Source organism: Bacillus licheniformis DSM 13 = ATCC 14580, from assembly GCF_000011645.1.
Classification (GTDB): domain Bacteria; phylum Bacillota; class Bacilli; order Bacillales; family Bacillaceae; genus Bacillus; species Bacillus licheniformis.
Genome location: NC_006270.3, coordinates 500102 through 522678, shown reverse-complemented (window position 1 = coordinate 522678; position 22577 = coordinate 500102). Strand labels below are relative to the sequence as shown.

Below are 22577 nucleotides of genomic sequence, written 5' to 3'. Positions count from 1 at the left end.
ACAGATGATACAGATGCATCTCTAATGTTCACGATTCCTTTGTTTCAATTTCCGAAAAAATCACGTGTGTCACGGTTTGGGCATATGGAGACGTTTCATTGATAAACGCTTCGATCTTCGCCAGGCTCTCTGCATTGATTTTCAGCATATAGCAGGCAGCTCCCGCGATCCGGTAGCAGAATTCAATGTTCGGGAGGCGTTCGATATACGCTTTAAACCTCTCGTATTCCCCGTTTTTCACCGTTGCTTCAATGATGCAGGAAACGGGAAGACCGACCTTTTGGTAATCGATGTCCAGCGTATATTTTTTTATGACGCCGAACGATTCGAGCCGCCTGACTCTTTCGGTCACAGACGGTGCCGAAAGGCTGATCTTCCTGCCCAGCTCCCGCATCGATAAACGGCTGTCTTTCTTTAATTCGGCTATGATTTTAAAATCGAGATCATCAATTTTCATATGTAACTTTATTCCCTCCATTCTATTTCATTATTTTAATATTTTCACGAAAATTCTTTCGTTCGAAATTCATATTTCTCTTCTGCTTATATATGATTATGAAGAGGTGATCATCATATGACAAGAATCAATTTTTCAGACAGAGGAGAGACGCCGTTTCAGCGGCTGCTCGGACACTCTGAAAGCCTGATGTCAAGCTGGACGGCTTTAGCTGAGGAGCTGTCAGGAGATGGCTTTTTATCAAAGGAACTGAAGGAGCAGGTGCGCCGTGTGCTGGCTCAGGGAAACGGGTGTGAATATTGCAAGGCCAAGGGGAAGCCCGAGATTCCGAATCAGCAGAAAACGAGCTTTGCGATGGGGTTTGCAGAGGTCTTTTTGGCGCAGAGGGAGCGCGTGTCAGACAGGCAGTTTGATGTTTTAAAAGAAGTGTTTTCAGAAGAAGAAATAACGGAATTGACCGCATTTATTTGTTTTACGACTGCCCAGCAATACTTCGGCGCTTTAATGAAGCTTCCGGCAGACGCATAAATCAATCGGAGAAAAACCTGTCATATTTGTCCCCTTTTGGTTTATAGTATAAAGGTAGACTATCACTCCACAGGAGGTATACTATGCTGCAAACGCCGATTGGCCGCCTTCGGTTGATGGGTTTTATTGAAGGCATGTCGCTTTTAATCCTGCTGTTCATCGCCATGCCGCTTAAATATTGGGCGGATTACCCGATGGCCGTTACGATTGTCGGATCGGTTCACGGCGGATTGTTTATTTTGTATTTGTTTGTTCTGTTGTATGCAACTTTTGTGCTGAGGTGGTCTGTGAAATGGCCGGCTGCCGGTCTTGTGGCCGCATTTGTTCCATTCGGCAATTTCCTTTATGACCGGGGACTAAAAAAATATGATCAGTAAAATCCGCCGGGTTTCCCGGCGGATTTTTTGATCACTCATTTAAAAAGCGTTTCAGCTCTTCCTTGTTTTGTTCAAGGTCTAAATCAAGGACTGCCCCGTATTTTGGATCGTCTTTGTTCGTAAATGATCCGTCAACCGGCAGCCTGAAGCTTTTGGTTTCTTTTACGCTTCCAAGCAAAAAGTCTTTGCCGACGGAGAGTATGACGCCGTTCGGAATGTTTGTTTCAATATACGGATCGACGAGCCCCCACAGCTTCGGAAGCTGTGCGATATTTCCGATGCTCACCGCTTCTTTTTGAAGCTTTGAAAAGACTTCCTGCTGCCTTCTGACCCGTCCAAAATCGCTTTCTCTGTCATGCCTGAACCGGACATAGCCCAGCAGCCTTTCACCGTGAAGAACTTGTTTTCCCGGCTGCAGTGTCATGCCGATTCCGTATGACATTTTTTTCGGAACATCGACTTCGATGCCGTCAGGCGCCACCGCATCAACGATTTTGGCAAAACCTTTAAAATCGATGACAGCGTAATAGTTAATGTCCAAATCAAAGGATTCTTTTAATGTTTTTCTGACGAGTTCCGGGCCTCCGTATGCATAAGCCGCATTGACTTTTTGCTTGTCATATCCCGGAATGTCGACATAGCTGTCCCTCATAATCGAAATCAATTTAGGCTGTTTCTGCTTTTTATTATAGTGGATGACCATCATGGAGTCAGACCTTGAATGGTCTTCCCCTCTTGAATCGATCCCAAGAACGAGGATGTTCACTTCATCAAGATCAGAGCCTTCCCCGTTAAATTCAAACTGTCCGTCTTCTTTAAAATCTCCGTCAGATTCAGATAAGCCTTTTTTGTATTCAAAGTAGGTATAACCCGCTGCTGCTATGATAACCAGCAAAGTTAATGTAAACAGGCGCTTTATGATTTTTCGCCTTTTTCTTTTCGGTTTTCTTACTCTTACTCTAACCCTCTCCACTTTTATCACCGCCACACATAAGACTATCACAGGATGAAACAGCGGGCAATTAATAAAAGAAAGATCAAGCTGTCTAACCCTGTCGAAAAAGATAATATTTTGTTTTCATTTGTTTCATAATGTAATGAAAATGATCGAATTTTGATCTTTTCGTCAAAAATCGACTACATCCACTTCGTCATCCATGCGATATAGTAAGAAGCGGGAATAAATAGTACTTGGGCAAAAATCGTCCCGGCCACCCTCGATGCTGCCATTGTGATCGAAGCCCATTTCAAATACGTATAGCTCCGCTTCCCTTTTGCTACGTCATCTGCAAGTACCGACACCTTTGGATCGACAAACAGCGCGAGCAGCATCGTCGCAACCCCGTTGACAAGGCCGGAGGCCATCACCGCGGTCGTATGCCTTTCGGGCACAAGGACGCCCGCATAAAGAGCGGCAAGAACGCCGATTGTATAAATCGCCGTAATGACCATGTTCAAGACAAACAGCCGTTTCGGTATATAGCGGAACCGAAAGTCTTTCACATATTCCAGGCTCGGTCTTTTTGCATAATGCTTTGCATGCTTGAAGCTATTTTTTGAAAACGCCTTGCGAAACACTTGCAAAACGGAGCCATTTTCTCCTGCCAAATGAACAATCGCTCTCGAAAATACGGCGACGAATGTCGGCAGAAGCAGCATTCCGAAAATTGTGCCGACGGTTGAACCAAAGATCAAAAACCGAAATTGGCTACCGACGAGGGAAAGCGCATCCGCCCCCGCGACATCAACAAGCTTTCCCGTCACAGGCTGCTGAACCATGTTTGACATTCTCGAGACGATGACCATCACATTAAATAATGACAGAGCCGATGCGATAAATCCGACTCTCGCGCCTGACAGCCGGGCAGCGTAAGCGAGCGTTTCGATGGAATGGATCAACAACAGAAAACAAAAAATCAATAGCACCTTGGATGTTAAAAAGTCCATTTACCTTCCTCCAGTCTATAGGTAAGACTGTTTTTAAAACGGAAACGTTTCGGCAAATCAAAAACCGCTCCGGCAAAAGCCGAAGCGGTCTCAATTATCATATTTATTCGAGCAAATAAATTATTATCCGCTGCCAAAGGCGGTCATTTGAATTTCGTAAAAGATCAGCATCTATCGTTCCGAGCGAAAGTAAACACCATGGAATTTCTGATACAAGACAACGAAAGCCCTACCTCTCATTCGTCCTTGCGGCTCCGAAGCCGCGCCAGTGTGAATTGTGAAACAAAAAGTCTTTTTTCCCTCTATCCTGTTAGGGGCGGGTCAGAGGAAGAAATTAGCATCTTCTAAGAAAGAAAAAAGAAGTTTACTTTCCATTTATTTGCTCTTTTGCGTGTTCCTGTTTTTTATTATACTACAGTTCGCCCTTTATGACAAACTGATTGAGCACAGTGCTACATGTCAAGCGTGACCGGGGTGCTTTCGCCTTCATTCATCAGTCTGATTTCCGAAGGCTCAATCTCAAGCACGGTCAAGTTCGGATCGTCCTTTCCGTCAAACCATTGCTCAAGCCTTTCATCCCAAATTTTGTCCTTTAAATCCTTTGAATGGTTGAGCTTTGCCGTACCTGTAATTTCAAGGTATGCATCGCCTAATCCTTCGCCGTTATAACCCAACAGCACGTGGACGTTCGGATTGTTATCAATCTCTTCCGCCTTGTGCGTCTCATCGCTTGTCGGTGTATAAAGCGTCAGCCCGTCATGGAAAAAGGTCATGTAGCGGGAATGAGGCTTGCCGCTTTCAACCGTTGCAAGCGAACCGATTTTATGATGATCGAGAATATCAAGCACCTTGTTCTTCAATTGCTGCTGATCCATTTTGAGGTTCCCTCCTTTGTATCGTCTCCACTGTTACTTTTCCACAATGTCTTGTATATTAAACAATTGAATGGAGGTTTTTGACGTGAATATTTTCATATCGTTTGATGCCGAGGCTGATATGGGCTACATTGCTTTAACGGAAAGGCGGGCCGGATCGGTATCAGCAACAGATGATATCGGCGACACGGCTTTGTCTGCAGACTTTGACCGCCATCAGCGGATCATCGGTGTCGAATTTCCGGGGGACGAGGCTCCGGAAATCGCGCGGCTTGGAACGCTGACCGGCAGAAAATATAAACTTGAACCGGCTTACCTAAACGGGACGCACGTTCGGCGGTTTCGACCGACGGCACAGGAAGCGGTCAAAACACTTTGTGTGAACGGTGTTCAATTTTATTTTGCCGATCATGACGGACGGCACTTCATCGGCTTTGATGTGATGGAGCGAGCGAAAAAAAGCGAATGAGATGGACTCCCATTCGCTAAATTCTCGGATCTGTGAACACATCGTGATCATCGGTGCTTGTTGAAGAAAACTCCGTGACCACCGCACCTTCACTCCCCGCTTTGAACCAATGCTTCGTGTCCGGCGGAATCGTAAACTGTTCGCCGGGCGTGAGCTGAATTTCGTGCCAAACGGTGAAATGTTCAATATCCTCGTCCGGCGGCATAACGGCCGGGGCTTCCGTTTTTTCTCCTTCTACATACAAATACACTTTTCCGTATCTGCACCTGAATGTCTCTTCCTTCCCTTTCTGCTTGTCTACAGGAGGATGCCGGTGTTCGGGGCATGTTTGTTCAGGGAATAATACGAGCTCTTTGGCGCAGTAGCGGTCTGTGTTGACATAGACGAACAGCTGAAGCCCCAGCTTATCCAGCTTATTTAATCCGTAGTCCATGATTTGGATGTTTTCTTTATCATCGTCGTTCAGCACAATGCCCGCTTTCTCGTAGTATTCAATTACATCTTCCTTTGTCACCTTCACACGAGCTTCCCCCTTTTATGTCGTGATAAAGTCTCCGCCGTTGACGTGGAGGGTCTGCCCTGTCATATACGAAGAATCGTCAGATGCTAAAAGCACATAGCAGCCCACATGGTCGACCGGCTGACCTGGACGGCCCATCGGTGTATCTGTACCGAACTTCGCCACTTCCTCCCCTGAAAACGTTGACGGGATCAGCGGCGTCCAAATCGGTCCCGGTGCAACGGCATTGACACGGATGCCGTCTTTGACGAGCGCCTGTGACATCGACCGTGTAAACGCATTGATCGCCCCTTTTGTTGCCGTGTAGTCAATCAGCTGCGGATTGCCCCGGTAAGGGTTGATCGATGTTGTATTGATGATCGCGCTGCCCGGCTCCAGATAATCAATCGCTTTTTTTGTAAAGTAGAAATAAGAGAAGAAATTTGTTTTAAATGTTTTCTCGAGCTGTTCACTGGAAATCTCTTTAATGCTGTCTTTAGGATGCTGTTCGGCCGCATTATTGACAAGAATATCAAGACGGCCCAGCTCCTTCACCGTCTGCTCAACCGCGTCATTGCAGAAAGCTTCATCCCTGACATCGCCGGGAAGCAGCAGGCATTTGACGCCCTCTTTTTCAACGCGCGCTTTCGTCTCCTGAGCGTCTTCGTGTTCATTCAAGTAGACGATCGAGATGTCCGCGCCTTCTTTAGCATAGGCAACGGCAACAGCTCTGCCGATTCCGCTGTCGCCTCCTGTGATCAGCGCGACCTTTCCTTTCAGTTTATCCGTTCCTTTGTAATTTTCATCCTCATAGATCGGACGCGGATTCATGACGCTTTCGATGCCGGGCTGGCGGTCTTGCGTCTGCGCCGGCTGCCCGTTTGTCTGCTGATTGCGCAAATCCATTTGTGATTCCTCCCTTTAGCTGATGTTACTAGACTTTTAACCGGAGAAATTTTTGTTTAAACATGACCATGTGCGATAAAAATGAAGAAAGCCCCGGGTTAACCCGGGGCTCTCACCACTCTTTATCCTGTATAAACCGGTGAAACAGCACGTTCAGCATGCCGTACAGCTGCTCGCGGTCTCCGGTCTGGTATGCTTTTATGCTCTCATCACTTTCTATCATCGAAGAGCTGATGAAGCTCAGAATCTCGGAACCTTCCGGAGACAGATCGGCCGGCGCCAGCATGATGAGCATCCGCATCATCTTCATGGCGCTTCCGTCCATCCCTTTGATCTCGAACGGTTTGGACAGATCATAAGCTTTAAAGAGGGGAACCGCGGCCGCTTCACTTTTTAAATGAAACAGCGCGAAGGTTGTTCCGGGAATTCCGAGGCCACCCTGTGCTTCTCTTTTCATCAGTCCATCCGCCATCTGCCCTGCATCCTTAACCAGGCCTTGATCTTCCAGGGTTCCGCAAATCCGTTTGACCGTATGTTCCAGGCTTGATTCAGCTTCCATCGTTTCAACCGTAAAATGGCTCAGTATATGTTGAATGCCGGCCGCGTAATGGCCGATTTTCCGCGCAATCTGAAGCATATCTGGAAACGGCTCCGGTTTTTTGGGCGCCATCCGCTTTTTCCGAAGGATGAGCGGGATTTTTCGGGTGAGCTGGTGTTTGATCTGTTTCACATCTTCCGTGTCAAGGAGCGGACTGACGGTGACGCAGTCAATGTTTTCATATGGGATCGGCACGGTTGAAACGATGATGTCAAAGGCATCAGTGTTTTTCGTCTTCAGTTCCATCAGAGAGGATATCTCAAAGGAAGCGATTTCAGGAAGCTCTTTTTTCAACCGCGAGGCCAGCATCTTTGATGAACCGATTCCGCTCGAACAAATCACGAGCGCGTTGATGTCTACTTTTTGTTTGCTCATCTCAAGCGCCGATCCAAAGTGAAGGACGATAAAAGCAATTTCTTCATCTGGAAACCGGATTTCCGGGAAAAATATTTCGACGCCTTCCTCTATGGCCATATATAGGAGAAAATAATCTTTTTTGACCTGCTCTGTTAACGGATTATGCACCGACATCTTTTCTTTGATCCGGATGATCGCCGGTTCAAGGTGGGCGATTAATCCTTCATAAAGCGAATGATTGCCGGTTAAATTCATGCCCGTTTTTTGCGAGATGAAATCGATCAGCTTTTTCGTTCTGAGCGCAGTATCCAGCTCGATATCTTCCGCTCTGTAGTCGATTTTGAAGCTTTTGTTGGCGCTTCTTAAATGCATCGTAATATACCCCGCCTCAGCTTCGGGTATCTTCACGTGAAACGCATCTTCAAGCGCCTTTGCAAGCGCAAGCGCCAGTTCAAACTCTTTCGTACGCTTCAGATCCGTCAATTCTTCTTCATTCATATTGATCATTTCACCGAGCTGTATCCGCTCGATCGCAAACGTCAAGTGGACGACCAGAGCGATGTATGCACTGTCGGAAAGAGAAAGTCCATACTTTTCTTTCATCTGAAACAGCACTTTTTCCGCTTTCAGCAATTTCCCCCGGCTGACGACACCGAATATTTTCTCCGGCGCTTCGTTCTTGCCTTTAATATTCATTTCGATCGTTTCCAGAAACTGCTGAACATCGAGCTTGTCGGCCATCAAGTTTCCGACGATTTTCCGCTTGGCGTCCTCCGGCCCCCTCAGCTCTATACCGTAGCCTCTTTTTCTGATCAGCGAAAGGCCGAATGGAGCGATCCACTTCTCCAGCTCGTCAAGATCGTTGCTGATCGTTGCCGCCGTCACCTGCAAGTCATGGGCAATTGTATAAAGCTTGATCGGCTCTCCCGTTTCAAGCATCGCGCATAAAATCAAAAGCTTTCGTTCATCGGCACTGTATTCGACATGACTGTCCCGGGACAGATCTTCAAGAAGCCGCTGTTTGTCTCTGTAGGCTCCGACCAGTTTCAAGCCTTTTCCCGGCTGCTTATCAAGCTGAAGCCTGTACTTGTCCAGAACGGATTTAACCGCTTTGAGCTCGCGGTGGACCGTTCTTGTGCTGACTTCTATATAGCCGGCAATTTCATTGACTTTGACATAACGGTTTTGATGCAAAAGGTATTTCATTAGTTTTTGTTCCCTTGCTGTCATATACATAAAACGCCGCCTCCGGTGTTGTCGTTTTTGCGGGGGGGGGGGGGTGAAAGGGGTTCCGGCGGTTGAAACGGTATCCCTATCATAAAACGCTGTCAAAAAATCTTCAATTCAAACTAATTAATTTTTTATTAAAATCTGTGCAAATACTTTTCAAGAAGTGAAGAAACATCAGCTCACAGCTGATGTTTCTAGATTAGGTTGCATCTGCGCCGCCCTGTTCATACATTCTGTTTTCGGCAGCCCCCGCCCGGCTGCCGCCCTCTCCCGATTCTATCTAAAGCTATGCTTTCAAATGGCTGATTACCAGTTTGAATAAAGAATGATCCTCTTCGAGTCCGCATACGTCGCGAAGCACGCCGGCATAGCCTTTTTCAGCGATCATGCTTTGAAGCTGAACGGCTTCCGGATCATCGGCACAATCAAACTGCAGCGCCAGGGCAATGCCTTCTGCAAGGCGGACAGGTTCAAAGCCGAGATCGCAAAGCTTCCGGGCCGGGCCGACAAGACGGTCATCCCTGCCAAGCTTGCGAAGCGGCGACCTGGCCACACGGGTGACATCGTCTGACAGGCATTCATTCTCAAAGCGGCCGATAATTTTTGTCATATATGCCCGGTGCTCTTCCTGTGTAAAATCGTATGTTTGGACAAGGTACCGGCCTGTTTCTTCTAGCGCGCCTGCCACCGTTTGGCGGACCTCCGGATGATGAATGGCGTCTTTTATCGTCTTCAAACCTTTCTTATAGCCGGCATACGCCGCCATGGCGTGTCCGGTATTGACCGTAAACAGCTTTCTTTCGATGAATGGCGCAAGATCCGCTACATATGTCACACCTTCAATATCCGGCACTTTTCCGGCGAATTCCGTTTGATCAACGGCCCATTCGAAAAAAGGCTCCACCGTTACTTTCAACGGATCATCATGGTGCTGGATCGGCACGATTCTGTCGACTGCCGAGTTCGGAAAGCCGACTGAATCGCTGATTGCGGCGCGCTCCGTTTCAGTTAAGCGGGCGAAAATTTCCTCGCGAAGATGAGCGCTGCCCCCGATCATATTCTCGCAAGCTATAATATTTAAAGGCTGCTTGTTTATTTTCATCCGACGCTTCAAACCTTCTGCAATCGGCTCTGCGATCAATTTAAGCACCGCCGGGCCTACCGCTGTGGTGACAAGGTCGGCTTTCGCTATCAAATCATACAATTCGTCAAGCTGGGTCGCACTGTTGATCGCCCGGACCGGTCCGATCGTTTCCTGCTTCCTTCCGGCATCGGCCATTTCGACGGTATAGCGGCCCTTATCGTTCAGTTCATTGATCACGGCATCATTTACATCGGCGAACACGACATCATACCCCGATTTGCAGAGCAAGGCTCCGATAAATCCGCGGCCGATGTTCCCCGCACCGAAATGCAGTGCAATCATACCTGGTCACCTTCTTCAAAAACCGCCATTAACTCGTCTTCATTTTTCGCATTGATGATCCGTTCGACATTGTCCGCTTCTGAGCAGACAATCGCAATCTTTGACAAAATCTCCAAATGCTCATCATTTTTTCCGGCAATGCCAAAGATCACTTTAGCAATATTGCCATCGCCGTATTCGACACCTTCCGGAAGCTGGATAACGGATATTCCGGAATGAAGAACATCCTGCTTGCTGTCTTCCGTACCATGCGGAATGGCGATTGCGTTCCCCATGTAAGTGGAAGTGAGGCCTTCCCTCTCCAACATTTTCTCGATATAATCCGCGGTAACATAGCCGGCGTCAACCAGCGCCTTTCCGGCCAGTCTGATCGCTTCTTCCTGCGTTGCGGCAGATTGATTGAGATGAATGTTTTCTTTTGCAAGTACTGGTTTCATTGGGAAATCACTCTCTTTCATACATGTTGTGTGAGCCTGATTTTCAGGCTCACGGGTTCTCAAACTTTACTTTTTAAGCTGATTGATCAGTTCGTCGTATTTTGGACTGTTAAGGAAGTTTTCCACCGATATGTGTCTGGCGCTTGGAAGCTTCGCTTTTGCGCGTTCCGTTAAGTCTTTATGCGTGATGACGATATCGGCATCTTCCGGCAGATTATTGATCGATGTATTGGATACGTCGATATCGAGTTCTGCTTTTTTGACTTTGTTTTTCAAAATTGATGCCCCCATCGCACTGGAGCCCATTCCGGCATCACACGCGAAGATGATCTTGCTGACATTTTCGTACGGAGCCGCTGATTCTTCCGCTTCGTCAGCCGAAGTCAATGCAGAAACGGCCTGGCTCTTCTTGCCTTTCATTTGCTGCATTTTTTCCGCCGCGGCCGTCAAATCTTCTTCGCCGGCTTTAGACGTTTTCAAAATCAAAGAAGCTACAATGAATGAAACGACTGCTGCGACGAGAACACCAAGGATCACGCCGATGTGGTTGCCTTTCGGCGTCATCGCCAGCACCGCAATAATACTTCCAGGTGAAGGAACAGCCGCAAGCCCCGCATTAAAGATGGAAAACGTCAGCACACCGCTCGCTCCGCCCGCTATTGCAGCCAGGATTAACAGCGGTTTCATCAGAATGTAAGGGAAATAAATTTCGTGAATACCGCCTAGGAAATGGATCACTGCAGCGCCCGGAGCGGTCTGCTTTGATGTGCCTCTTCCGAAAATCATGTAAGCTAAAAGAATCCCGAGACCAGGGCCTGGGTTCGCCTCTAAAAGGAATAAAATTGATTTTCCTGTCTGGGCGGCCTGCTCAATACCAATCGGGCTCAAAATACCGTGGTTGATCGCATTGTTAAGGAAAAGAACTTTCGCAGGCTCTACAAAAATACTTGCGAGCGGAAGCAGATTCGCATTGACGATCACTTCCACGCCGGCCGCCAATGTTTTGTTTAAGCCGAGCACCACCGGACCGATTGCAAGAAAGCCGAGCACCGCCAGAATGAAGCCGAGAATTCCGGCTGTAAAGTTGTTGATCAGCATTTCAAATCCGGAACGGACCTTATCTTTGAAAAGCCTGTCCGTCAGTTTCATCAGGTAGCCGCCCAGCGGCCCCATGATCATCGCGCCGAGGAACATCGGAATGTCCGCGCCGACGATAACGCCGATCGCTGCAGTCGCACCGACGACGCCTCCGCGGTGATCGTACACCATCTTACCGCCCGTGTATCCAATCAAGAGCGGCAGCAAAAATTTGATCATTGGATCAACCAATGAAGCAAGCGCTTCATTCGGCATCCATCCCGTCGGAATAAACAATGCGGTAATGATCCCCCATGCGATAAATGCACCGATATTCGGCATGATCATTCCGCTCAAATAGCTTCCGAAACGTTGAATCTTTACTTTGAAATCTTGATTTTGTCTATCTTCCATTTCATAACCCTCCTTTGTTGTCCTTTAAAGCCTGTGATAAAAAAATGATGTCGAATAATGTCGGCTCCCTGTTTCTATATTAAAACGCTTACAGATGACTGCTCAATCGAAAGAAAACGGCACTTTGGCAGGAGCCGTGTGACAAAATTTAATAGTTTCATTTTTTAGTCTGTTTTCGGCTGCTCGCTGAAGAATTGCATAAAAAAAGACCATTCCTGATTGGAATGGTCTTTCTTCATCATATTCAGCCCTCCAGCCGCCCGTAGCCCGCCGCTCTCAGCTTTTCCGACATCGCTTCATACCCTCTGCTGCTTGGATGCACACGGTCAATTGACAAATATTCTTTTTCGCGTCCTTTAAAGACAGCATAAGTATCGATCACCTTGATTTGCGGAGCGGACTCTAGCTGCTTTAAGTGCCTGTTAAAGCCGGAAATCCATTTGTCCGCTAATTCGATTGACGGAAATGGGTTGTATAAATTGAGAAGCCGGACGAGATAACGCGTATCTTTTTCTCCCTTTATTTCTCTGATCTTCTCAAGCATGCCTGAGTAGTTTTTCTGACAGTGGGAGGAAGCTTCCAAAAAGACGTGTTCATCCTTTTCTTTTTCATATATCTCCAGCGATTGCAGAAGATCATTTCCGCAGCCCGTTATCGTGATGACGTCCGCTTTTTTGACCTGTTCCATGATGAAAGGCTCGTTCAGCATCGCTAAAATTTCCGACGTCTCAAGACCGGATTTCGCAAATACAATCAAAGAAACTTCTTCGTTCAAATCCTCTTCCATTTTCCTTTTATAGCGCTGTACAAATCCCGGCTCAAACAAACCTGCACCGACCCCGACGGTTAAAGAGTCGCCGAGAGCCGTATATTGAAGCGTCATATCCTTTCCCCCTCCGATATGCCGTTTTTTCGCGGCAGCTACCATATATGTACTCGGCAGAGGCTCGAAAGGATACTTTTCTTTTTTCCTAAAAACCTAATTTTCTCGAGATGTCAAGCGCCGCCTTTTTCACTCTTTCGGTCAAATAAGGAAGACGGTCTTTCTGAAAGCGGGCTTCAAACCCGGCGATGCTGATCCCAGCTGCGACTTCGCGCTTATGATTGAAAATCGGCGCGGCAATCGCGGAGGTGTAGTCTTCGAGCTCCGAATGACTGACCGTGCAGCCGCTCCGGTACGACTCGTCCACAATGCGGATCAGCTCAGCCTTGTCCCGGATCGTGCCGGAAGCGATCGGCACCAGCTCTGTTTGCTCGATATAGGCATCCCGCTCCTCTTCAGGCAAAAACGTCAGAATGCTTCTCGCACAGGCTCCGGCATATAAAGGGGACCGCCTCCCGATCGCTGTATAGAGGCGAACGGTCTGCGTGCCCTCAATTTTTTCTATATACATTGCTTCATTTCCCTGCCTTACAATTAAATGGACGGCTTCATCCACGTCATCGCGGAGTTCTTCCATGATGGGCAGAGCGATTTTTCGAATATCAAGCCTTTCTGAAACAAGGTGGCCGTATTGCAAAAACAGCAGTCCTAAGCTATACATCCCGTTCTCGTCGCGGTCGAGAAAACCCATTTCTTCGAGAGAACAAACCATGCGGTAGACAGATGTTTTCGGCATGCCTGTCAGCTCAATCATGTCGCCCAGCGAGAGCCTTTCTCTCGTCAGGAACAGATTGAGCAGGGTCATGGCTTTGACGACTGTTTTGTTTTTATGTTCCATGCCTTCCCCCTCCTGATACACATCACACCTATCATAACATGTATTCAAGCTTCAATCGGGCAGAAAGTTCGCTGATTTTCGTCTCCCGTTCGATGTAAACGCGCTCTGCTTCCTGAAGGCTGACAAGCTGAAACTGCACCTGCTCGCCCGGCATCATCTGCGTGACCTGAGAAAAATCAGCTGATGCGATATGGGCGATTCTCGGGTATCCGCCCGCTGTCTGCCTGTCTGCGAGAAGAACGATCGGATTGCCGTCGGGCGGCACTTGAATCGTTCCGAATGATACCGCTTCAGAGATCATTTCCAGAGGCTGAGTGAGTTCGAGCGCCTCTCCTTGAAGACGGTACCCCATCCGGTCGGATTTAGCCGTCACCCGGAATGGACCCGCGAAAAAGCGCTCTTGTGATGATGAGGTAAAGCAAGCAAACTGATCGCCTTTGATGACACGAATGACCGGGTTCTTTTTTAGCGGGAGAAAATATTTGCGGTCGACAGCCCACTTCGGAGCCGCAAAGCCCCGTTCTTTGCCCTCGTCTGCGAGCTTTCTGTGCAGCGCTTCCGACAACGGCGTCGGGCTGCCTAGCGATAACACGTCTCCCTTTTGAAGCGCCCTTCCTTGAAAGCCGCCGAGTCCTGCTCTGACATATGTGCTTTTGCTTTCCATTACAGGCGGCACATCAATTCCCCCGGCCACTGCCATATATGCACGGCTTCCGCGCTTGCACATGCCGAATGTCAACACGCTGCCCTCTTTGATGAAAACCGGGCGCCAAAGCGGGACTTCTTCGTCATTTACCATCAGTGAAAAGTCAGCGCCCGTCACCGCTATAAGAGCAGGTTTTTGAAAGCGGAGAGACGGCCCCGGCCCCATCAGCGTCACTTCAAGCGCAGCTTCGTTCTGGCTGTTCCCCGCGAGCAGATTGGCAATCCGCAAAGAATCGGCATCCATGGCACCGCTGACAAGCACGCCGTATTTTTGAAAACCTGTGCGGCCCAAGTCTTGAACCGTTGTCATCAGACCCGGCTTTAACACTTCTATGCTCAAGATTTCCCCTCCTTCAGCGCGTGATACTCCTCTTCTGTCACGCTGACAAATTTCACGATATCCCCTGCTCTCAGAAGGCTCGGAGGCTGTTCATAAGGCTTGAATAATTCAAGCGGCGTATTGCCGATCAGCTGCCAGCCGCCCGGCGTTGAAAGGGGATAGACGCCTGTTTGCATGCCGGCTATTCCGACTGAACCGGCGGGAATCGAAGTCCGAGGAGATGACCGCCGCGGTGCGGCTATCTTTTCAGACATTCCGCCTAGGTAAGGGAAGCCCGGCGCAAAGCCGATCATATAAACGAGGTACTCACCCGAGGTGTGAATATCGATGACTTCCTGTGCAGTCAGGCCGTTGATGTCGGCCACTTCCTCCAAATCAGGGCCGAAACGGCCGCCGTAACAAACCGGAATTTCCACCGTGCGCTGATCTGTCTCTTCTTCCATTGTGAGCTCTTGGAGATGATGGTCGAGGAGGGCTTTTACCTTTTCATACGGAGAATCAACAGCCTTGCCGCTCTCCATCTTGCGGTATACTTCAAATGGCTGATAGAAAACGGTCACACTCGTGAAAGCCGGCACACACTCAATAAAACCGGGAAACGGATCGTTTTCAATCCGCTTTGTCAGCGCGCTGACGACACGGTGCGTCTGTTCGCTTATCCCCTCTCCAAGCTGGATGATAACCGCGGAGTCGCCGAGCGGAGACATTGTCGCATTCGAAAGATTTTTCAATTCTGTTTCACCTTGCCTTTCATCCCCTTAAATTAAAAATCAATACAGATAAACCGCTCTGTATTGATTTTGAAATCCTATAACACACCAAATTGTTCATCCCGAACATCGGTAACCAGCATATGGCCGGGCGAATGCGTAATCATCAGCTCCGGCCTTGCGTGCATTGCGACTGCCTGAGGGGTGACGCCGCAAGCCCAGAATACCGGAACTTCCCCTTTTTTTATCGTTACCGCATCGCCGAAATCGGGTTTTGCGATGTCTGTTATACCGATGGCTTCTGGACTGCCGATATGGACAGGCCCTCCGTGAACGGCGGGAAGCCTTGATGTAACCTGAACGGCTCGCACCGCCTGCTCTTCCGGAACCGGCCTCATGCTGACGACCATAGGCCCTTGAAAACGGCCTGCCGGGACACAAGGAATATTCGTTTGATACATCGGGACATTTCGCTTTTCTTCAATGTGTCTGACAGGGATTCCGTTATTCATTAACGCTTGTTCGAACGTAAAGCTGCAGCCGATTAAAAAACCGACCATGTCGTCTTCCCATAAAGAAGAGATATCTGTCACTTCATCCGCCAATTCGCCACGCTTGTATACGCGGTATTTTGGAAAATCGGTGCGGATATCAGCGTCCGGCGCCGTGATGGACGGAACCGGAGATCCGGGGTCCGTGACATCAAGAATCGGACACGGCTTTTGATTGCGCTGGCAAAACAGCAAGAACTCAAAAGCGAGCTCTTTTTTCAAAATCACCAGGTTTGCCTGGGTAAAACCCCCGGCCATGCCGGCTGTCGGACCCGTTATTTCCCCTTTTCGAATCAGAGCCCTGACTTCGTCAGGACGCATTTCATTTACATGCAACGAGATCATCCCCATAACTTAGGAATTTCATTGATTAACGTATAGCCTCCCATGATGGCCATGACAATAACGACCAGAATGCCCGGAATTGTAAGCCAGATCGGATGCCTGTAGTCGCCGATGACATTCTTCTTATGTGCGCCGATTAAAAGGGAGCCTAGTGCGATCGGCAAGATTAAGCCGTTTAATGCGCCGGCAAGAACGAGAAGGTTGACCGGCTTTCCAATTGTTACAAAGCAAAGCGTTGATACAATAATAAAGACAATTATAATGCCGCGTGAATTCTTTTCGATTTTCGGAGAAAACGTTTTAAAGAATGATACCGACGTATAAGCAGCACCGATCACGGATGTAATAGCAGCGCTCCACATGACGAGGCCGAAGATTTTGTATCCGACATTTCCTGCGGCATGCTGGAATACTGATGCCGGCGGATTATCCGGATTAATCTGCATACCTTTTGATACGACGCCAAGTACGGCAAGGAAAAGCGCAATCCTCATGACAGACGTGATCAAAATGCCGGAAACAGAGCTTTTCGTTACTTCAGGGATCGCATCCTTCCCTTTAACACCCGCATCAAGCAATCGGTGTCCGCCGGCAAATGTAATGTATCCGCCGACCGTACCGCCGACAAGCGTTATAATCGCAAGATAATCAATGTTATCAGGCATGACCGTCTTCGTTATCGCTTCCCCTACCGGAGGTCCGGTGGTGACAGCGACGTACACCGTCAGTAAAATCATGACAAAGCCTGCGATCAGCGTAAACCGGTCCATCGCTTTTCCCGCTTCTTTAATGACAAAGATCAAAATCGCGATGACGGCGCTGATGATGGCTCCCATCTGCGGCGAAATGCCGAATAAAACCTGCATGCCGAGACCGGCGCCTCCGATATTGCCGATGTTGAAGGCAAGCCCGCCCAGAACGACAAGAAAGGCGATAAAATAGCCGAGTCCCGGTAAGACGAGGTTGGCGATTTCCTGCCCTCTTTTTTCAGAAACCGCAATAATTCTCCACACATTGGTTTGGGCGAAAATATCTAAAATGATGGAAACGAGGATGACAAAGCCGAAGCTTGCGGCCAAAGATTGTGTAAATACTGTGGTTTGTGTTAAAAATCCCGGCCCGATTGCAGATGTGGCCATTAAAAAAGCGGCGCCCAAAAGCAACGTCCAGTTGCCTGCCGGCGCTTTTGTTTTTTTATTTTGTTTCAAATGGTATTCCTCCTTTTGTCAACATCATGTAGAAAAAGCTTGTACTTTAATATCTGCTGCTCTGAGTTCGCGGCGGATTTTTTTCGCAAAATGAAGCGCGTGTGCACCATCACCGTGAATGCACACCGTATCTGCTTTAAGGCTGACATCCGTTCCCTGCAGGCTGCGGACCTTGCCTTCTTTCACCATGCGGATCACCTGGCCGACGGCTTCATCGTCATCTTGAATCAGCGCATCATTCTGGCGGCGGGAAGTCAGCGTTCCGTCTTCTTGATATGTACGGTCGGCGAAAACTTCGTGAGCCGTTTTTAAACCGGCTCTTTCACCGGCAAGCACAAGTTCGCTTCCCGCCAAACCGAATAAAATCAGTTCCGGGTCTGTTTGATAAACTGCGCGCGCGATCGCATCCGACAGTTCCCGGCTTTGCGCGGCCATATTATATAGTGCGCCATGGGGTTTCACATGCTGCATGGTCACGCCTTCAGCCTTTAGAAATCCTGAAAGCGCACCGATTTGATACACGACAAGATCGTATGCTTCTTCAGGCGTGATCGCCATATTGCGGCGCCCGAATCCCGCTAAATCGGGAAGTCCCGGATGCGCGCCGATTTTCACGCCTTTTTCCGCCGCCATTTTGACGGTTTTGCGCATGACGCCAGGGTCTCCCGCATGAAATCCGCAAGCGATGTTGGCTGATGTAACAAACTCGAGAATCTCCTCATCCAGCCCGATTTTATAAGCGCCGAAGCTTTCTCCAAGATCGCAGTTTAAATCAACTTGATTCATCAAATCCCCCCTATATATTGATGCACATTCGGTCGAATTTTAGTATATCCCTCGTTTTGTTCCGATTTTCGGAACATTAATTCCGAATAATCAAACTTGAATTGATTATATCAAGGATTTGCCCGCTTGGCATCATATTGTTAGGAAACCTCACATAAAATAAATCGTTATACCTAAAAACTTTAGCTGAAAAACCTGATTTCACAAGGTTTTTCAGCTTGCTTCAGTCCATGAATATTTTTTATTTTGCACAAAAAAAAGAGCCGCAAATCGGCTCTTTTTTCGGCTAGGACAATACCCAATGCCTGATCGCCTTTGCGACTCCGTGTTCGATATTGGAATCTGTAATCCAGTCCGCGGTTTCTTTGACGATTTCCTGGGCGTTCCCCATGGCAACGCCTAAACCGGCTTCTTTGATCATGGCGATATCATTTAAACTGTCTCCGACCGCCATCACATGTTCCATCGTAAAGCCGAGGCGCTCGCACACTTTTGCCAAAGCGGCCGCTTTATTGATCCCGATGGCATTGACTTCAATATTGGTCGGGCTTGAATTGGTGACTTCCAATTCTTTGTTCTTTTTCAGCTCTTCCAGGACCCGGTTTCTGACGTCGTCATCCGGAATATCAAAGCCGAATTTCAGCCATTCATACGCTTGTATATCCTCAGGAAACTCGCCTCTCCACACTTTATCGACACTGGCGGCCCAGAAATCGGTGTTGTGCAGATTGCGCAAATCCCACATCATTTGGACATGATCGGGATGAAGCAGCTGGCGCTCGACCAGGTTGAAAGACGAATCCCAGATTTCACTGCCGTTTGCCGTGATCAAAAAAGAAGACAGTTCGAGCGACTCCGCCAACTCCCGGCACGTCATCAGCGTCCGCCCGGTGCTAAGCACGACATAAACCCCTTTTTCCTCAGCTTCTTTAATCGCTTTTCTGTTTTCATCAGAAATGGTTTGTTCGTCATTTAACAGTGTTCCATCCATATCCAGAGCTACTAGCTTCACATCGATTCGATTTCTTTGACTGACTGACACGATATTTAAGATACCTCCACTTTTTTTAGGCTTTTATCTATTCTAATATAAAAATCGGCCAGGACAAAGAAATCTTAAACGAGCTGTTCCGCCGCCAGTGCAATGTGTTCTGCGGTCAAACGGTAAGATTTTTTCAAATAATCGATTGTCCCGACCTGCCCGAAGGCTTCATGAACCCCGATTCTTTTAAGCGGCGCGGGATAATGTTCACTCAGCACTTCCGCAACTGCGCTTCCCAATCCGCCTATGACATTATGGTTTTCAGCCGTGACAATCGCATTCGTTTTTTGTGCATAACGAACCACCGTTTCTTGATCAATCGGCTTGATGCAATACATATCGATCACTGCTGCATCGATTCCTTTTTCTTTTAGCAGTTCAGCCGCCTGCAAAGCTTCGGCGACCATGATGCCGCTGGCAAACAGCGCCGCATCGCTGCCATCTTTGAGAACTTTTGCTTTTCCGTCTGCGAATGTTTCGTGTTCATCATAAAGCCTGACAGCCTTTTTTCTGATCGTCCTGATATAGTGAATGCCGTACTCTGCCGCAGCCTTTTTGATCAAAAATTTGAGCATTGCCGCATCGCTTGCTTCATAAACAAAGGCGTTTGGGATCAGCCGGGCGAGTCCCAAATCTTCAAAGGCCATATGGGTTCCGCCGTTATGTTCAGCCGTAATTCCCGAATCTGATCCGAGAATCTTAATGTTTGTTTTGGCATATGCACCTGAAACAAACAGCTGGTCAAAACAGCGTCTTGTCGCAAACTGAGCGAACGTGTGAACAAACGGGATTCTTCCGGTTAACGAAAGCCCGGCCGCAATCCCTATCATATTGGCTTCCATGACACCGCAATTGATCACTTGCTCGGGAATGCGCCGTTTGACTTTGTCCATGGAGATCGAGCTCATCAAATCCGCTTCCAAGGCCACGATGTCCGTGTTTTCTTGAGCCAGTTCATAAACGGCTGAGCTGTATGCCTGCCTCATTTCAACAGCGTCCAGCTCTACATTTGCCGCCTCATTCATGCCCTCACTTCCTTTTCTTCAAGCGTCAAAATGATCCTTTCGATCATGCGGTTTTGCTCTTCATTTGCTCTAATGTGGTGGCTGTTCTCCATTTTTTCAAAATAAGGGATGCCCTTTCCCTTCACCGTATCAAGGATGACGGCAACCGGCCTTTCCCGCTGGGCTTCGCCTCTTTTGACCGCACGATAAATCGCTTCCGGTTCGTGTCCGTTTACCCTTTCGGAATAAAACCCGAAGGCTCTAAATTTGCTGACAAAATCCAGCGGATCGATAATCTCTTTCGTCGGGCCGTCCAGCTGTTGTTTATTATCATCCACAAACACATAAAGATTGCGGAGCTTATGGTGCGCCGCAAATTGGATCGCTTCCCAGCATTGGCCTTCGTTCAGCTCCCCGTCGCCGACAATGACAAAGGTGCGGTTAGCGCGTCCTGAAAGCTTGTGCGACAGCGCGACTCCTGCTGCAGCCGAGATCCCCTGGCCCAGCGACCCGGTCGTCATATCGACTCCCGGTGTTAAATTTCGGTCAGGGTGCGACGGAAGAGCTGTGCCGTTTTGGTTTAGCGTATAGAGCACATCTTCTTCAAAATAGCCGGAAAGATGAAGCGCTGCATATAAGGCGGGGCCGCCGTGCCCTTTTGAAAGGATAAAGAAGTCCCGATCTTCCCACGACGGATTGGCAGGATCTATTTTCATCACCTTTCCATACAAAACGGCCAACACATCGGCGATTGACAAGCTGCCACCATAATGTCCAAAGCCGAGGTGATGAAGCTGTTTCAATGTCAGCAGCCTGATTTGATCACGAAAACGCTCCATATCGATTTCCCTTACTGACATCATTGCCCACTCCTTTATGCTTCGACTTTCTGATCTGGCTTTTCCGCCTTTCCGCGTTTAAAGCCGAACAAGACTGCGCCAACCACTACCGCTGCGATTCCAATTACAACGCCTCCAGATCCCAGCAGTTTCACCGCATGCCCAAGCACGATTCCTGTTGCGGCAAAATCGGTATCGGAAAATGTCGTATTGGCAAAGCCTAAATCACCCATGACCGGCAGCAGGAACACAGGGAAAAACGTGATAATCAGACCGTTGACAAAAGACCCCAAGACCGCTCCCCGTATCCCCCCTGCAGCGTTTCCGAAGACGCCGGCCGAAGCTCCTGTGAAAAAGTGGGGAACCACTCCGGGAAGAACGATGACGGCTCCGGCCGCTCCGAGAATCAGCATGCCGGTGATGCCGCCAATGAAGCTGCAAAAAAAGCCGATTAATACGGCGTTTGGCGCGTACGGAAAAATGATCGGACAATCCAGTGCCGGCTTGGAATCCGGTACGAGTTTGTCAGATATGCCTTTAAAAGCCGGAACGATCTCCGCGAGCACGAGTCTGACTCCCGAAAGAATAATAAACACCCCTGCCGCAAATGTGACCGCTTGAATAACGGAGAAGACAAGATAATGCGTACCGCCGCTCAACTCGCGCTCCACATAGCCCGCCCCTGCAAATAAGGCAATCAAAACGTACAAGATGGTCATAGTGAGCGCAATGCTGACAGAGCTGTCCCTTAAAAATCCGAGGCCGTTTGGAAACCGGATTTTTTCAGTTGAGCGCGAGCCCTTGCCTGCCGCTTTGCCGATTAACCCGGACACAGCGTAACCGATTGAAGAAAAATGGCCGAACGCGACCTTATCATTGCCGGTTATCTTTTTCATAAAAGGCTGAACCATCGCCGGAAACAAACTCATTGTCAAGCCGAGCGAAACAGCTCCGACGCCGATCAAAAACGGGCCCTTCAAACCCGCCACCGCCAGTATAACGGCGATTAAACATGCCATATACAATGTGTGATGCCCGGTCAAAAAAATGTATTTTAATCTGGTAAAACGGGCAATTAAGATGTTGGACAGCATCCCGAAAAACATGATCAGCGCTGTTGCCGTCCCGTATTCATTGAGCGCCATCGCGACAATCGCTTCATTGTTCGGAACGACGCCGTTCACATGAAAGGCTGCTTGAAACATCTTTCCGAACGGCTCAAGCGAGCCAACAAGGATGCCCGCCCCGGCTGAAATCACGATAAAGCCTAAAAACGATTTGGTCGTCCCTTTCACAATTTCATTGGCAGGCTTTTTTTGAAGCAGAAGACCGATAAGAGAAATGGCTGCAATTAATACAGCCGGCTGGCTTAACACATCCATCATCAGCTTTAGTGCTCTTTCACCCATTTGCAGTTCCTCCTTTTCTGTGATTAAAGCACTCCTTTTTCCTGCAATGTTTTAACCAGTTTTGTTTTCAGTTCATCCATGTCTATAATGCTTTCAAGCACGACGATATCGCGCAGGTGGGCCGCTCCTTCTGCGATATCTTTGGCAACGATAAACAAATCCGCTTGATCAGGAGACGCTGAACTCAAATCCGAATGATCCACCTCGATCTCCATTAACCCCATTTCCTGCAAAATATCCTTAATATTCATTTCCAGCATAAAACTGCTTCCGAGTCCTGATCCGCAAACTGCCAATATCTTCATATTATCCCTCCTGTT

Annotated in this window: 25 protein-coding genes; 3 read left to right on the top strand and 22 right to left on the bottom strand. The window is 48.4% G+C overall.

Going from position 1 to position 22577, the window contains the following annotated elements; genetic code table 11:
- Nucleotides 1-28: 28 nt before the first annotated feature.
- Entirely contained in the window at nt 29-457 is a 429-nt protein-coding gene (locus tag TRNA_RS24065) for an Lrp/AsnC family transcriptional regulator (RefSeq protein ID WP_003179050.1), read from the bottom strand.
- A gap of 117 nt (nt 458-574) precedes the next feature.
- Here TRNA_RS24065 and TRNA_RS24060 point away from each other — a divergent pair, with 117 nt between their 5' ends.
- Both TRNA_RS24060 and TRNA_RS24055 read left to right on the top strand, forming a co-directional pair.
- Complete coding sequence (locus TRNA_RS24060; RefSeq protein ID WP_003179047.1) at nt 575-985, top strand: carboxymuconolactone decarboxylase family protein; 411 nt, start codon at nt 575-577, stop codon at nt 983-985.
- Nucleotides 986-1068: 83 nt separating this feature from the next.
- Nucleotides 1069-1362 (top strand): DUF3817 domain-containing protein, encoded by a 294-nt coding sequence (locus tag TRNA_RS24055; protein WP_003179046.1) that lies wholly within the window; start codon nt 1069-1071, stop codon nt 1360-1362.
- A 31-nt stretch (nt 1363-1393) separates the two neighbouring features.
- Here TRNA_RS24055 and TRNA_RS24050 read toward each other — a convergent pair whose 3' ends face one another.
- The 3 genes from TRNA_RS24050 to TRNA_RS24040 all read right to left on the bottom strand — a co-directional run bounded on the left by TRNA_RS24050 (nt 1394) and on the right by TRNA_RS24040 (nt 4184).
- Complete coding sequence (locus TRNA_RS24050) at nt 1394-2335, bottom strand: LCP family protein (RefSeq protein WP_003179044.1); 942 nt, start codon at nt 2333-2335, stop codon at nt 1394-1396.
- Between the two features lie 164 nt (nt 2336-2499).
- Entirely contained in the window at nt 2500-3309 is an 810-nt protein-coding gene (locus TRNA_RS24045) for a lipid II flippase Amj family protein (protein WP_003179042.1), read from the bottom strand.
- A 452-nt stretch (nt 3310-3761) separates the two neighbouring features.
- On the bottom strand, nt 3762-4184 hold the full coding sequence (locus tag TRNA_RS24040) for a pyridoxamine 5'-phosphate oxidase family protein (RefSeq protein ID WP_003179040.1): 423 nt from the start codon (nt 4182-4184) through the stop codon (nt 3762-3764).
- An 85-nt stretch (nt 4185-4269) separates the two neighbouring features.
- Between TRNA_RS24040 and TRNA_RS24035 the strand changes: the two genes are divergently transcribed.
- Nucleotides 4270-4653, top strand: a complete 384-nt coding sequence (locus TRNA_RS24035; protein WP_003179038.1) for a DUF2283 domain-containing protein — start codon at nt 4270-4272, stop codon at nt 4651-4653.
- Between the two features lie 16 nt (nt 4654-4669).
- Here TRNA_RS24035 and TRNA_RS24030 read toward each other — a convergent pair whose 3' ends face one another.
- The 18 genes from TRNA_RS24030 to TRNA_RS23945 all read right to left on the bottom strand — a co-directional run bounded on the left by TRNA_RS24030 (nt 4670) and on the right by TRNA_RS23945 (nt 22562).
- Complete coding sequence (locus tag TRNA_RS24030; RefSeq protein ID WP_003179036.1) at nt 4670-5173, bottom strand: D-lyxose/D-mannose family sugar isomerase; 504 nt, start codon at nt 5171-5173, stop codon at nt 4670-4672.
- Nucleotides 5174-5188: 15 nt separating this feature from the next.
- Nucleotides 5189-6058 (bottom strand): SDR family oxidoreductase, encoded by an 870-nt coding sequence (locus TRNA_RS24025; RefSeq protein WP_003179034.1) that lies wholly within the window; start codon nt 6056-6058, stop codon nt 5189-5191.
- A gap of 112 nt (nt 6059-6170) precedes the next feature.
- On the bottom strand, nt 6171-8249 hold the full coding sequence (locus TRNA_RS24020) for a BglG family transcription antiterminator (RefSeq protein ID WP_003179031.1): 2079 nt from the start codon (nt 8247-8249) through the stop codon (nt 6171-6173).
- A 280-nt stretch (nt 8250-8529) separates the two neighbouring features.
- On the bottom strand, nt 8530-9669 hold the full coding sequence (locus TRNA_RS24015; protein ID WP_003179029.1) for a mannitol-1-phosphate 5-dehydrogenase: 1140 nt from the start codon (nt 9667-9669) through the stop codon (nt 8530-8532).
- Entirely contained in the window at nt 9666-10106 is a 441-nt protein-coding gene (locus TRNA_RS24010; protein ID WP_003179027.1) for a PTS sugar transporter subunit IIA, read from the bottom strand. Before TRNA_RS24010 ends, TRNA_RS24015 begins: the two co-directional genes overlap by 4 nt.
- A gap of 66 nt (nt 10107-10172) precedes the next feature.
- The gene (locus TRNA_RS24005; RefSeq protein ID WP_003179025.1) at nt 10173-11597 is read right to left on the bottom strand and encodes a PTS mannitol transporter subunit IICB; all 1425 of its coding nucleotides are present in this window, start codon (nt 11595-11597) and stop codon (nt 10173-10175) included.
- A gap of 244 nt (nt 11598-11841) precedes the next feature.
- Entirely contained in the window at nt 11842-12480 is a 639-nt protein-coding gene (locus TRNA_RS24000; protein ID WP_011197556.1) for a GDSL-type esterase/lipase family protein, read from the bottom strand.
- A gap of 88 nt (nt 12481-12568) precedes the next feature.
- Nucleotides 12569-13318, bottom strand: a complete 750-nt coding sequence (locus tag TRNA_RS23995) for an IclR family transcriptional regulator (protein WP_003179022.1) — start codon at nt 13316-13318, stop codon at nt 12569-12571.
- 31 nt (nt 13319-13349) lie between these two features.
- Nucleotides 13350-14363, bottom strand: coding sequence for a biotin-dependent carboxyltransferase family protein (locus TRNA_RS23990; protein ID WP_003179020.1), 1014 nt, complete (start codon nt 14361-14363; stop codon nt 13350-13352).
- On the bottom strand, nt 14360-15070 hold the full coding sequence (gene pxpB / locus TRNA_RS23985; RefSeq protein WP_044051830.1) for a 5-oxoprolinase subunit PxpB: 711 nt from the start codon (nt 15068-15070) through the stop codon (nt 14360-14362). The genes TRNA_RS23990 and pxpB overlap by 4 nt, the downstream gene beginning before the upstream one ends.
- Before the next feature lie 101 nt (nt 15071-15171).
- A complete protein-coding gene (locus TRNA_RS23980; protein ID WP_085959542.1) occupies nt 15172-15945 on the bottom strand; it encodes a putative hydro-lyase in 774 nt (257 codons plus the stop codon).
- A 20-nt stretch (nt 15946-15965) separates the two neighbouring features.
- Nucleotides 15966-17177 (bottom strand): NRAMP family divalent metal transporter, encoded by a 1212-nt coding sequence (locus TRNA_RS23975; RefSeq protein WP_003179015.1) that lies wholly within the window; start codon nt 17175-17177, stop codon nt 15966-15968.
- Between the two features lie 24 nt (nt 17178-17201).
- The gene (gene pxpA / locus TRNA_RS23970) at nt 17202-17963 is read right to left on the bottom strand and encodes a 5-oxoprolinase subunit PxpA (RefSeq protein WP_009330162.1); all 762 of its coding nucleotides are present in this window, start codon (nt 17961-17963) and stop codon (nt 17202-17204) included.
- Nucleotides 17964-18249: 286 nt separating this feature from the next.
- Nucleotides 18250-19005 carry a Cof-type HAD-IIB family hydrolase gene (locus tag TRNA_RS23965; RefSeq protein WP_003179011.1) on the bottom strand — a complete coding sequence of 252 codons (756 nt, stop codon included), beginning with the start codon at nt 19003-19005 and terminating at the stop codon, nt 18250-18252.
- A 74-nt stretch (nt 19006-19079) separates the two neighbouring features.
- Nucleotides 19080-20030 carry a transketolase family protein gene (locus tag TRNA_RS23960; protein ID WP_003179009.1) on the bottom strand — a complete coding sequence of 317 codons (951 nt, stop codon included), beginning with the start codon at nt 20028-20030 and terminating at the stop codon, nt 19080-19082.
- The gene (locus TRNA_RS23955) at nt 20027-20869 is read right to left on the bottom strand and encodes a transketolase (RefSeq protein ID WP_011197555.1); all 843 of its coding nucleotides are present in this window, start codon (nt 20867-20869) and stop codon (nt 20027-20029) included. The genes TRNA_RS23960 and TRNA_RS23955 overlap by 4 nt, the downstream gene beginning before the upstream one ends.
- 14 nt (nt 20870-20883) lie before the next feature.
- On the bottom strand, nt 20884-22257 hold the full coding sequence (locus tag TRNA_RS23950; RefSeq protein ID WP_003179004.1) for a PTS ascorbate transporter subunit IIC: 1374 nt from the start codon (nt 22255-22257) through the stop codon (nt 20884-20886).
- A 23-nt stretch (nt 22258-22280) separates the two neighbouring features.
- Nucleotides 22281-22562 carry a PTS sugar transporter subunit IIB gene (locus tag TRNA_RS23945; RefSeq protein ID WP_011197554.1) on the bottom strand — a complete coding sequence of 94 codons (282 nt, stop codon included), beginning with the start codon at nt 22560-22562 and terminating at the stop codon, nt 22281-22283.
- Between the last annotated feature and the right edge of the window lie 15 nt (nt 22563-22577).